The 12301-nt window shown below is 70.0% G+C and carries 11 protein-coding genes; 2 read left to right on the top strand and 9 right to left on the bottom strand.

Going from position 1 to position 12301, the window contains the following annotated elements; genetic code table 11:
* Positions 1-101: 101 nt before the first annotated feature.
* Positions 102-728: a transcriptional repressor LexA gene (lexA, locus tag WEE69_05505; GenBank protein MEX1144742.1), complete on the top strand. Its 627-nt coding sequence runs from the start codon at positions 102-104 to the stop codon at positions 726-728.
* Positions 729-744: 16 nt separating this feature from the next.
* Here lexA and WEE69_05500 read toward each other — a convergent pair whose 3' ends face one another.
* The 8 genes from WEE69_05500 to miaB form a co-directional block, all read right to left on the bottom strand.
* Positions 745-1767: a helix-turn-helix domain-containing protein gene (locus WEE69_05500; protein MEX1144741.1), complete on the bottom strand. Its 1023-nt coding sequence runs from the start codon at positions 1765-1767 to the stop codon at positions 745-747.
* A 267-nt stretch (positions 1768-2034) separates the two neighbouring features.
* On the bottom strand, positions 2035-2862 hold the full coding sequence (locus tag WEE69_05495; protein ID MEX1144740.1) for a 2,3,4,5-tetrahydropyridine-2,6-dicarboxylate N-succinyltransferase: 828 nt from the start codon (positions 2860-2862) through the stop codon (positions 2035-2037).
* Positions 2859-4016, bottom strand: a complete 1158-nt coding sequence (dapC, locus tag WEE69_05490; protein MEX1144739.1) for a succinyldiaminopimelate transaminase — start codon at positions 4014-4016, stop codon at positions 2859-2861. Before dapC ends, WEE69_05495 begins: the two co-directional genes overlap by 4 nt.
* Before the next feature lie 10 nt (positions 4017-4026).
* Positions 4027-5580: an amidohydrolase gene (locus WEE69_05485; protein MEX1144738.1), complete on the bottom strand. Its 1554-nt coding sequence runs from the start codon at positions 5578-5580 to the stop codon at positions 4027-4029.
* A 4-nt stretch (positions 5581-5584) separates the two neighbouring features.
* Positions 5585-6889, bottom strand: a complete 1305-nt coding sequence (gene hflX, locus WEE69_05480) for a GTPase HflX (GenBank protein ID MEX1144737.1) — start codon at positions 6887-6889, stop codon at positions 5585-5587.
* The gene (gene dapF, locus WEE69_05475; GenBank protein ID MEX1144736.1) at positions 6886-7737 is read right to left on the bottom strand and encodes a diaminopimelate epimerase; all 852 of its coding nucleotides are present in this window, start codon (positions 7735-7737) and stop codon (positions 6886-6888) included. Before dapF ends, hflX begins: the two co-directional genes overlap by 4 nt.
* Entirely contained in the window at positions 7734-8648 is a 915-nt protein-coding gene (miaA, locus tag WEE69_05470) for a tRNA (adenosine(37)-N6)-dimethylallyltransferase MiaA (GenBank protein MEX1144735.1), read from the bottom strand. The genes dapF and miaA overlap by 4 nt, the downstream gene beginning before the upstream one ends.
* Positions 8649-8655: 7 nt before the next feature.
* On the bottom strand, positions 8656-10038 hold the full coding sequence (gene miaB, locus WEE69_05465; GenBank protein MEX1144734.1) for a tRNA (N6-isopentenyl adenosine(37)-C2)-methylthiotransferase MiaB: 1383 nt from the start codon (positions 10036-10038) through the stop codon (positions 8656-8658).
* Between the two features lie 40 nt (positions 10039-10078).
* Here miaB and WEE69_05460 point away from each other — a divergent pair, with 40 nt between their 5' ends.
* Complete coding sequence (locus tag WEE69_05460) at positions 10079-10801, top strand: sulfite exporter TauE/SafE family protein (protein MEX1144733.1); 723 nt, start codon at positions 10079-10081, stop codon at positions 10799-10801.
* Positions 10802-10964: 163 nt separating this feature from the next.
* Here the strand turns inward: WEE69_05460 and recA are convergent, their stop codons facing one another.
* Positions 10965-12122, bottom strand: coding sequence for a recombinase RecA (recA, locus tag WEE69_05455; protein MEX1144732.1), 1158 nt, complete (start codon positions 12120-12122; stop codon positions 10965-10967).
* Positions 12123-12301 lie beyond the last annotated feature (179 nt).

Below are 12301 nucleotides of genomic sequence, written 5' to 3'. Positions count from 1 at the left end.
CGAACGCCTGTTCGCATCCAAGCAGAACGTCTGTTCGAATGTCAAGCCCGATCACGAACAGGTGTTTGCCCCGAACAGGTGATCGTGGTACCGTCGACCCCATGACGGAGCTCACAGAACGCCAGCGTCAGGTCCTCGACTTCATCGACGCCGAGGTGCGTCGCCGGGGCTACCCCCCGAGCGTGCGGGAGATCGGCGAGGCCGTCGGCCTGTCGTCGAGCTCCACGGTCCACGCCCACCTCGCCGCCCTCCAGGACAAGGGCTACCTCACCCGCGACCCCACCAAGCCCCGCGCCCTCGAGCTCCACTTCGAGGGGGGCTCGGGTGCCCAGGTGGAGCGCCGTCCGGTGCGCCACATCCCGCTGGTCGGCGAGGTCGCCGCCGGCACCGGCGTGCTCGCGGTCGAGAGCTGCGAGGAGTCGGTCCCGATGCCGGAAGACTTCACCGGTGCCGGCCAGCTCTTCATGCTGCGGGTCCGGGGCGAGTCGATGATCGACGCCGGCATCCTCGACGGCGATTACGTCGTCGTGCGCCAGCAGCCGAGCGCCGAACCCGGCGAGGTCGTGGTGGCCGGGATCCCCGGTGAAGAGGCGACGGTCAAGACGCTCCAGCGCCACCGGGGCAAGGTCGTGCTCCACCCGGCCAACAAGAAGATGAAAGAGATGGTCTTCGAGCCGACCGACGTCACCATCTACGGCAAGGTCGTCTCGCTCCTTCGCCGGCTCTGAGGCGAACCGCGGTCGCTCAACCGGTGGCCGCGGTCTCCACGCCAGCGAAGGTCCGGCGATAGGCCAGCGGCGTCGTCTGCACCGCGCGCTGGAAGTGCATCCGAAGCGTCGCGGCGGACCCGAAGCCCACGGCATCGGCGATCCATTCAACGGACTGATCGGTCGTCTCGAGCAGCTGCTGGGTCGTCATCACACGCTGGCGCAGGAGCCACTGGTGCGGCGTCGTGCCCATCACCATCTGGAAGTGTCGGGCGAACGTGCGCGGGCTCATGAGGCTGCGGGCGGCGAGCTCGCCCACCGACAGCGGCTCGGCGAGGTGCTCCAGCGCCCAGTCAAGGGTGTCGCGGAACGGGTCCGGGCCCGGCTCGGGTGCGACCGGCGCCCCCACGTACTGGGCTTGGCCGCCGTCGCGGTGCGGGGGCACCACGAGCCCGCGTGCGACGACGTTCGCGACGTCAGCGCCATGATCCAGGCGCACGACGTGCAGCGCCAGGTCGAAGCTCGCCGCGGCGCCAGCGCTCGTGAGGACCTGTCCGCCGTCCACGTAGAGCACGCACGGGTCAACCACGGTGTCGGGGTACCGCGCAGCCAGCTCGTCGGCGGCCCCCCAATGCGTGGTCACCCGCCGGTCGCGCAGCACACCGGCATCGGCCAGCACGAAGGCGCCGGTGCAGAACGAGAGCAGGCGCGCACCGCGTGCGTAGGCCGCCCGGAAGAGCTCGAGCACCTCTTCCGGCGGCGTGGTCTTCTCGCCCTTCCCGCCCCACTCGCCAGCCCACGGCATGGCGATGAGGGTGTCGGCGTCGGCTGCGTCCTTCAGCGTGTGCGGCGCGATGACCCGCAAGCCGTGGTGGTTGTCACCCTGCCTCGCCTTGGGGAGCCCGCACACCCGCAGCTCGTACCAGGGGTCGGCGAAGTGCGGGTGATCGATGCCGAACACCTCCACCGCGGCAGCCAGCTCGAGGAGGCTCGGCTCGGACGGCACGATCGCGGCCACGACGTGTCGCTTCGGGTGGTCAGCGCGGGGGCGACGGGTCATGGCAGGATCCTAACGGAGATGATGAATCCTGCCAATGGCAGGATTCATGCGTCACATGGCATTCCTGCCACTCGCCGGCATCGGGCGGATCCCGCACACTCGATGCATGAGCCCAATGCCCCTCTCCATCGCCCAAGCCTTCGTCGAGCAGCGTCAGTCCGAGCTCCGAGCGGGCGGAAGCCCCCGCCCACGCCGCCGGCCCCGGCGCCGAGGTCAGCTGCGCCGCTGGGCGCACGGCTGGTTCGACCGTGTGGTGCCCGGCCCGGGTCAGCTGCCGATGCCGTGGTCGCGCAAGATCTCGTTGAGGCGGGCCGTGTCCGAGCGCTCGCCTTCTTCGAGGCGCCGCATGATCAACGCGCACGGCAAGTAGAACTCGCCGCCCGGGAACGACTTCGGCCGCATCGCCTGCACGACGATGCACCACGGTGGCACCACCCCGCGCCCGACCTCCTCGCCGGTCTGCGCGTCGATCACCGGGATCCCTGGGTTGAGGATCACGCCTTCACCAAGCACGCTGCCCCTCCCCACGCGCGCCCCTTGCGTCACCATGCTGCGACTCCCGATCAGCACGTCGTCCTCGATGACGACGGGCGCGGCCTGCGCAGGCTCGAGCACTCCACCGATGCCGACACCACCTGAGAGGTGCACGCGCTCCCCGATCTGCGCACACGACCCCACCGTGGCCCAGGTGTCCACCATCGTCTCTGCGCCGACGTGCGCCCCGATGTTGACGTAGCTCGGCATGAGCACCACACCCGGACCGAGGTACGAGCCCCAGCGCGCCGACGATCCGGGCACTGCTCGAACCTTGGCGGCCTCATAGTGATGCTTGAGTGGGATCTTGTCGGCGTACTCGAACGGGCCGAGCTCGATGGTCTCCATCTTCGACAGCCGAAACAGCAGCAGGATCGCCTGCTTCAGCCATTCGTGCACCACCACGTTCCCGTCGACGATCTCGGCGACACGAACCGCACCGGTGTCGAGCTGCTCGATCGCCTCGTGCACGGCGGCGCGCGCGTCCGCCTCGGGCATGACCGACGCGAGATCCTCCCGGCCCTCCCAGAGCTTGGTGATGGTCTGCGCCAGGTCGCTCACGAGCTCCCCTCGAGTCGCTGCACGGTCAAGTCGATCTGCTCGTCGGTGATGCTCAACGCGAGCCGCACGTGGCGCGCCCCTGGCGGCCCGTAGAGGTCACCGGGTGCAACCAGCGCGCCGGTCTGTGCGAGGCGAGCGGCGATGGACCAACCGTCCTCGTCACCGTTCACCGCTCGCAGCCAGAGGTAGAACGCCGACGTCCCACCGTCGTGCACCAGCCCCCAAGCCTCGAGCGCGGGCAGGAGCCGCGACCGGCGGGCCGCGTAGCGCGCCCGTTGCGCTTCGACATGCTCGTCATCGGCGAGCGCCGCGGCGGCCGCCGCCTGCACCGGCGCAGGGACCATGAACCCGGCGTGCTTGCGCACCTCCCCGAGGTACGCGACGAGCGCGGCATCGCCGGCGACGAAGCCCGCGCGCAAGCCGGCCATGTTCGAGCGCTTCGACAACGAATGCAGGGCGAGCACACCGTCGGTCGTGGCGTGCAGCGCGGTGACCGGTGCCGCGGGTGCGCCCGACTCATCGTACGTGAACTCGGCGTAGCACTCGTCGCTCGCGACGATGACCCCGCGGTCGTCGGCCCAGGCGACGGACGACTGCATCTCCCCGGGCGTGGCTGTGACACCGGTCGGGTTGGCCGGGTCGTTGAGCCACAGCAACAGCGCCCGGTCGGCGTCGTCGGGGTCGACCGCGCTCAAGTCGGGGCGCCAGCCCTCGTCGACGGGCACGGGCACCGCGCGCAGCCCGGCCAGCTCCGCGCCCATGGCGTACGTCGGATACGACACCCCCGGGTAGAGCACCGTGTCGCGCGACGGGTCACGCAGCGACAGCAAGCGCGGAAGGCCGGCCACCAGCTCCTTGGTGCCGATGCAAGCCATGACCATATCGGCGCCGACCGTCGCCCCGAAGCGCCGCTGCACCCAGCCCGCGGCGGCCTGCCGATACGCGAGCGAGCCGATCGTGAAGGGGTAGCCCGTTGCGTCGGGCGCGGCCTCGGTGAGCGCGCGGAGCGCGACCTCCGGCATCGGGTCGACGGGGGTGCCGATCGAGCAGTCGACCATCCCGCCGGGCACAGCGTCGGCGGCGACGCGCAGGTCGTCGAGCCGGTCGTGCGGGTACGGCGGCGGCACGAAGCCCGTCGGTGCCCGCGTCGCCATGCGCGCCACGCTACCCGGGGTCGTCTGCGATGTAGACAGGCTTCCCGGCCACCCAGGTCTCGGCGACGCGCGGCGGGTCGTGCGGATCGAGCCGGCCCTCCAGCACGACGAGATCAGCCCGCAGCCCGGGCGTGATCGCACCGCGCTCGTGCTCTTGCCCGCCCGCGTACGCACTGCCCGCCGTATACGCGCGCAGCCACGCCTCGAAGTCGACGGCTTGGTCGGGCTCGAACACGTTGCCCGCGATCGTCGTTCGGGTCGCGCCGCGCGCCGAGCACCACAACGGCGGGAAGGGCGCGCACGGGTCGTCCGACGATGCCGCGAGCGGCACGCCCGCCTCCGCGAGCGTCGCGAACGGCAGCCATGCGTGCTTGTCGAACCGGACTCCGCCCGACGAGTCGCCGACGTGGTCCACGAACCCCGGCTGCACGACCGCGACCGCGCCGAGCGCGGCGAGCGCCTGGCATTGCTCCTTTGATGCGATCCCGACGTGCTCGAGGCGGAAGCGGTGATCCTCGTCGGGCATCGCCCGTCGCGCCGCGGCGAAGGCGTCGATCGCCCGCTGCACGCCGACGTTGCCCATCGCATGCACGCCGACCCGAAACCCGCGCCGCACTGCCTCGACCAGTCGCTCCTCGAGGTCGTCCATCGTGATGCCGAATCGGAGAGGTTGACCGTGCAAGGTCACGTCGAGGGCGATGGCGATGCCACCGTCGGCAAAGAACTTGACGCCGCCGACGCGCACCGCCTCGTCGCCCTCCCCGGTACCCGGGCCATCGAGGCGGGCACCCACGTCGTTCGTGAGGACCGCCGCGGAGTGGGGCATGGCGACGACCGACAACGGGACATCCTGCTCCCGGGCCAGCCACCGATAGAGGTCCTCGCCCTCGGGCGAGCAGGCCGCGTCGTGGATGGCGGTGATGCCGTGCCGCAAGAGGCTGGGGATGCGGGCCAGCACATGGTCGCCCCACCGGTCGAAGTCGGTGAAGCCGGCCAGCGATCGTGCGTGGGCCTGGCTCCACGCTCGTTCGACGAGGAGACCTGTGGCCTCGCCATCGGCGCCCCGCGCGATCTCGCCGCCCGTCGGATCGGGCGTGGTGCGGCCAATGGCGAGCTCGGCGAGGCCCCGGCTGCACACGACCGCTTGGTGCAGCGAGAAGTGCGCGACCACGACCGGGCGGTCGAGCCCGAGGGCGTCGAGGTCGGTACAGGTCGGCGCCACACCCGTGGTGATCTCGTTCCACCCGCACACCCGGACCCACTCGGCTTCGGGCTCGGCTGCCGCTTGCACCCGCACCGCATCCAGCAGCTCGTCCATGGAGGCGACCGTCGAGACGTCGCGCCACTGCGGGTGGAGCGCCGCAATGGAGAGGTGGTTGTGTGAGTCGATGAAGCCGGGCAGGAGCGTGCGCCCGGCCAGGTCGTGGACTTCGGCATCGGGGTGCTGCGCGAGGAGGTCGCGCTCACCGATCGAGACGATGCGGCCGCCGTCGACGACGACCGCCTCTGGCTCCGGTCCAGGTGCCATCGTGAGGACGCGCCCGCCGGTGAAGGCGTGCACCATCCGGTCAGCCTGTCACGAACTCACCGAACCGCGAGCGCTCCGCGTCGCCGAGACGCGCCTGCACTCGCGTGCTGCGGTCGCCGTGCACCTCGATCAGCACCTCGCCGTCTCGGTGCAGCGCCGCCAGCACGTCGCCGCGGTCGTACGGGACCTCCAGCTCCGTCACCGCCGCCAGTGCCCGGAGCTGGTCACCGATCGCGCCGAGCAGCGTGTCAATGCCTTCGCCGGTGCGAGCCGAGACCGCCACGGTGTTCGGGGCGGGCGAGATCTCCCGCACGCGCGAAGCGTCGACGGCGTCGGTCTTGTTCACCACGAGCAGCTCGGGGAGGTCACCCGCGCCGATCTCGCGGAGCACGTCACGCACCGCCTCGATCTGTACCTCGGCGTCGGGCGCGGTCGCGTCGACGAGGTGCACGAGGAGGTCGGCTTCGGTGACTTCCTCCAGCGTGGAACGGAACGCCTCGACGAGCTGATGCGGGAGGCGACGCACGAACCCGACCGTGTCCGAGCACAGCACCCGCTCACCGCCCGGGAGTTCGAGCCGGCGGGTGGTGGGATCGAGCGTCGAGAAGAGGCGGTCTTCCACGAGCACGTCGGAGTGGGCGAGCCGGTTCAGGAGCGTCGACTTGCCCGCGTTCGTGTAACCCACGACCGCGATCCGCCGCAGACCGCGCCGGCGGCGTGCCTTGCGCTGGGTGCTGCGCGTCTTGGCGAGGCGCTTCAAGTCCTGCTCGAGCTTCGTCATGCGACGTTGGAGCCGCCGGCGGTCGACCTCGAGCTGCGTCTCGCCGGGTCCCCTCGTGCCGATCCCACCGGCTTGCTGGCTCAGCTCGATGCCCCGGCCGCGCAGACGCGGCAGCCGGTACCGCAACTGGGCCAGCTCGACCTGCACCATTCCTTCCTGGCTCGTGGCGTGCTGGGCGAAGATGTCGAGGATCAACGCGACCCGGTCCACGACGTCGCGCCCGAGCAGCTGTTCGAGATTGCGCTGCTGCGCGGGCGACAGCTCGTCGTCGAACACCACGACGTCCACGTCGAGCGCCTCGGCGACCTCCCTCAGCTCCTCCGCCTTGCCGCGCCCGACATAGGTGGCGGGGTCCGGTCGGTCGCGCCGCTGGAGGATGGCCTCGACCGGCACCGCTCCCGCGGTGTCGGCCAGCAACCCGAGCTCGGAGAGCGACATCTCGGCCGCGACTACCGATCGTGCGCCGAAGCCGGTGCCGACCAAGAGGGCGCGCTGGTGGACGACTTCGAGGTCGACCTCGGTCGCGGTGAGCCGACGCCGGTCCCGCCCGCCGCGCGCGCTCACGTCGACCTCCCCGTGAGCGCGTCCACATCCACGTCCACGTCGAACACATGCTGGACCTCACCGCCGAGCACGACGGTCTCGCCGATGGTCACCGTGTGCCGGCCGCCGGGCACCTCCATGACCACCGAGTCGCCGACGAGTGCTCGCCGATGGGCCACCGCCGCGGCCGCGCAGACGCCGGTGCCACACGACAGCGTCTCGCCGACGCCCCGCTCCCACACCCGCATGCGGAGCCGGTCGCGGTCGAGCACCTGGAGGAACTCGACGTTGGTGCGCTGCGGGAACCGCGCGTCGGTCTCGAGCCGGGGTCCGTGCTGAGTGACCCGTGCGCTCTCCACGTCGTCGACGAGCAGCACGAGGTGCGGGTTCCCGATGCCAGCGGCGTCACCCCGGTACGTGACCCCGTGGAACTCGGCCTCGAGGTCGAACGCGCTCGGCGCATCGAGGGGGATCTCCGCCGGCTCGAAGGTGACGGGGCCCATGTCGACCGTCGCGGTCTCGACGCCGCCCCCGGCGTCGCCGAACGTGACGTCGCGACGGCCCCCTCCGGTGTCGACGACGAGTCGTCCGGCGCTCCCGAGCCCTTCGCGTTTGGCCACCCACGCGAGGCAGCGGATGCCGTTCCCGCTCATCTCGGCGATGCCGCCGTCGGCGTTGCGCAGCTCCATGGTGCAGTCGGCGCCGTCGCTCCCGGGAAGCAGCGTGATCAAGCCGTTGGCGCCAACGCCGCGATGGCGGTCGCAGAGCGCGCGCGCGACCGCCTCGTCGGGCGCGGGCCCGCCGTCGAGTGCGACGGTCACCAGGAAGTCGTTCCCGGTGCCGTGGAGCTTACTGACGCGCAACGTCATGCTCCCCACAATGCCAGGAGGGAGGGCGACAGCGCGCACGGATTGTCGGCCGCACCGAGCCACGTGATTCGCGGGTCGCGGCGGAACCACATCCGCTGACGACGAGCGAACGATCGTGTTCGGCGAGTCACCAGTGCGAACGCCTCGTCCAGGTCTTCACCGTGCTCGATGGCGTCGAGCAGCTCCTTGTAGCCGATCGCCTGGCGAGCCGTCCGAGACAACCGTCCTTGGAGCGCAGTGACCTCCTCGACGAGTCCGGCGGTGCGCATCGCATCCATCCGCTGGTCGATGCGGCGCGCCAGCGTCGCACGCGGGAGCCACACTCCTGCCATGCTGACTTCGAACGCCGTGGGGCCGAACACGCCCACGCCCGGCCCGAACGACGAGAACGGTTCGCCGGTGAGGCGGAACACCTCGAGCGCCCGCACGATGCGCCGCGCGTTCTGCGGATCGATGCGCGCCGCCGCGACCGGATCGGCCGCCTCCAGCTCGGCGTACGCCGCGGACACCCCACCGGGCTCCGCGGTCCACCCTTCGAGCTCGCTGCGCAGGTCGGGGCTCTCCCCGGGGAACCGGAGGTCGTCAATCACGGCTTGCACGTACAGGCCGGTCCCACCGATGAGCAGGGCACGCCGTCCGCGCGCTTCGATGTCGGCCACCGCCGCCCGCGCTTCGGTCTGGAACCGGACCACCGACCACTCTTCGTCGGGCTCGACGACGTCCACGAGATGATGCGGCACTGCGTGTCGGGCCGCGACCGTCGGCTTGGCGGTCCCGATGTCCAGGTCGCGGTACACCTGCATCGAGTCCATCGACACGATCTCCACGTCGCCCAACGTGAGCGCGGCGTGGAACGCGAGGTCCGACTTTCCCGACGCGGTTGGCCCGACGAGCGCCAGATGCGTCGTCAACGTCTCCTCAGCCCGCCGCGACGGGAATGCGCACCCGGGTCGGTCGTGCCGTGTCGGTCGTGGACAGCAGCTCGCCGGCCAACCAGTGCGGCGCGGCTCGGACGATCCGCACGTCCACATACGCCCCCGCCGGAGCCATCTCCGTGGTTGCAGCGAAGTGCACGAGCTTTCCTTGACGCGTACGCCCCGAACGTCGCGTCGGATCCGTCTTGGACAACCCTTCCACCAGCACCTCTTCGGTGCGTCCAACGCGGGCCTCGTGGTGCACGAGGGCGTGCCGCTCGACGGCTTCGGTCAGGCGCGCCATGCGGTCACGGGTGACCTCCGGCGGCACGAAGTCATCGGCCATGTCGGCGGCAGGCGTGCCCGGCCGCGGTGAGAACACAAACGTGTACGCCGCGTCGTACGCCGCCGCGTCCACCACGTCGAGCGTGCGCTCGAAGTCATCGTCGGTCTCTCCCGGGAAGCCAACGATGAGATCGGTCGTAACCGCCAGGTCATCGATGGCGGCGCGAGCCGCGTGAAGACGGGTGAGGTAGCGCTCCGCCGTGTAGCCGCGGTGCATGCGCGCCAGCGTGCGATCACTCCCCGATTGGAGGGGCAGGTGGAGGTGCTCACACACCGCGTCGCTCTCGGCCATCGCGGCCATGGTCTCGGGGCGGAGATCCTTTGGGTGCGGTGACGTGAAGCGAACCCTCCGGATCCCTTCGACGGCCGACACCTCTCGGAGCAGATCCGCAAAGCGCGGGCGATACTGGCCCGCACCGAGGTCGCGTCCGTACGAGTTGACGTTCTGGCCGAGCAGCGTGGTCTCGCTCACGCCGTCGGCGGCGAGCTCGGTGACCTCGCGCACGACATCACCGAGTCGGCGGCTGATCTCCGGGCCGCGCACGATCGGCACGATGCAGAAGGTGCACGAGTTGTCGCACCCGATCTGAATCGTCACCCACGCCGAGTGCGCCGACTCCCGCCGTGCAGGCAATGCCGATGGATCCGCCTCGTGCTCCTCGACGATCTCGACGATGGGTCCTTCGTGTCGTGCTCGCTCCAGCAGCTCGGCGGCTCGGCCGAGGTTGTGGGTACCGAACACGACGTCCACATGGCTCGCGCGCTCGAGCACAACCTCGCGGTCCTTCTGCGCGAGGCAGCCACCGACCGCGATCTGGAGCCCCGGCCGCCGGGCCTTGAGCTCCTTGAGCCGCCCGAGGTTCCCGTAGAGCTTGTTGTCGGCGTTCTCGCGGATGCAGCAGGTGTTGAGCACCACGACGTCGGCGTCCTCGACGTCAGCCGTCGACTCCATCCCCTGCGCCGCCAGCAACCCGGCGATTCGCTCGGAGTCGTGCTCGTTCATCTGACACCCGAAGGTGCGCACGTAGAAGCGACGGGTCATTCCCATCAGTCTACGGGTGGGCTGCTCGTAGGCTCCCGGCGTGAACGTCAGCGTCCTCGAGTACTCCGTCGCCGCGGCCGCGGTGCTCATTGGATCGGTGGTCCAAGGTTCGCTCGGCGTGGGTCTGAACATGATCTCGGCACCGTTCGTGGCGATCGTGGTGCCGGAGGCGCTCCCCGCGACGCTGGTGCTCGTCGCGTTGCCGATCGCAGTCACGACGTTGCGTCGGGAGCACCATGCGCTCGACCGGGTCGCGCTCCCGTGGCTGCTCGCGGGCGCATTGCCGGGCACCGGTCTCGGGCTCATCATCGTGGGTGTCGCCGATGCCAACGCACTCGCCATCATCGTCGGCACGACTTGCCTCACCGGAGTGCTTCTCAGCGTTGCGTCGCCCCCGGTGCCGACAAATCGGGCTACCGCATTGATCGCCGGCTTCACCTCCAACCTCTTCGGCACGGCCAGCGCAGTCGGCGGGCCACCCGTCGCGCTGCTCTTCCAGCACCGCGCCGGTCCGATCGCGCGGTCGACACTCGGCGCGTTCTTCCTGACCAGCGCCTCGCTGTCGATCGTCGGCTATGTCGCCGCGGGCGAAATCACCGGAGACCAGGTGCTGTTCGCCCTGGCGCTCGTGCCGTTCATGGTGGTCGGGCTCTGGGCGAGCCGGCACCTCCATGTGCACGTGGACGGCGGTTGGCTCCGCCCCGCGATGCTCGCCCTCTCCGCGATCGCCGGCACCGCTGCCATCATCCGCGGCGTCACCTGACCTCGCCCCCGAATCCGTCTCCGTCCGAACAAGTGACGCTGGGGTGCCGTATTGCAACCAGAGCGTCACTTGCTCGGGTGGGGAAGGAGTCCGGACGCGAGTGATGGCGGGGCGTTGACCCCACCACCACTCGTGGGCTGGGCTGGTTGTTGGGAGAAAGGACTTAGAGCTCGGCCTCGGCGACGTCGGCCTTGGACTTGGCCGATGACCGGCCGTTCGCCTTGGCCTTGGATGGTGCCGGTGCCGGTGCCGGCTCGGCCTCGGGCTCCGGCAACGCGGCGTCGAGCACCTCGATCGCACCGTCGGCGACGGTGAGGTCGATCGGGACGTCGTCGGCGTCGTTGAGGCCGGCCGCGACCTTGATCTTCTCCATGATCTCGAAGACCATGTCGACGTTCTCGGCCAGGAACTGCTTCGCGTTCTCGCGACCCTGACCGAGCTGCTCGCCTTCGTAGGTGAACCAGGCGCCGGACTTCTTGACGATGTCGAGGTCGACGGCGACATCGAGCAGCGAGCCTTCGCGGCTGATGCCCTTGCCGTACATGATGTCGAACTCGGCCAGCTTGAACGGCGGCGCGACCTTGTTCTTCGCCACCTTGACCCGGGTGCGGTTGCCGATCATCTCGGCACCGTCCTTGATCGTCTCCACGCGGCGGATGTCGAGGCGCACCGACGAGTAGAACTTCAGCGCGCGCCCACCGGGAGTGGTCTCAGGTGACCCGAACATCACGCCGATCTTCTCCCGCAGCTGGTTGATGAAGATGCAGATCGTGCGGGACTTGTTGAGGTTGGCGGTGAGCTTGCGCAGCGCCTGGCTCATGAGCCGGGCCTGGAGGCCGACGTGCGTGTCGCCCATCTCGCCCTCGATCTCCGCCCGCGGCGTGAGCGCCGCGACCGAGTCGATGACGATCACGTCGAGTGCACCGGAGCGGATCAGCATGTCGGTGATCTCGAGCGCCTGCTCCCCCGTGTCGGGCTGGGAGATATAGAGCTCGTCGACGTTGACGCCGATGGCCGCCGCGTACACCGGGTCCATCGCGTGCTCCGCGTCGACGTAGGCGCACAACCCACCGTTGCGCTGGGCCTCGGCCACCACGTGCATGGCGAGGGTGGACTTGCCCGACGACTCCGGTCCGTAGATCTCGACGACCCGGCCCCGGGGCAGGCCCCCGATGCCAAGAGCGAGATCGAGCGCCAGGGCGCCGGTGGAGATGGCGGCGACACCGACGTGGCCCTGCTCACCGAGCTTCATGATCGCGCCCTTGCCGTACTGCTTCTCGATCTGGCCGAGCGCCATGTCGAGTGCCTCTTGACGTTCCACTGGGTCCTCCCTGGGACTCTGGTTCGGCTGGGGGAAGCGAGATGCAGTTGTACGACGGGGGTGTGACAGTCACCCCACCCTCACCCTCGCAACCCTAGGAGGGTGAGTCACACCCGTGGAATTCCACGTGTGCAAGACCGTACCCGAACACCCGTTCGGGGTCAAGGATGGCAATTGGG

Source organism: Acidimicrobiia bacterium (genome assembly GCA_040881685.1).
Classification (GTDB): Bacteria; Actinomycetota; Acidimicrobiia; order IMCC26256; family PALSA-555; genus SHVJ01.
This window is presented reverse-complemented; position numbering and strand designations above follow the sequence as displayed.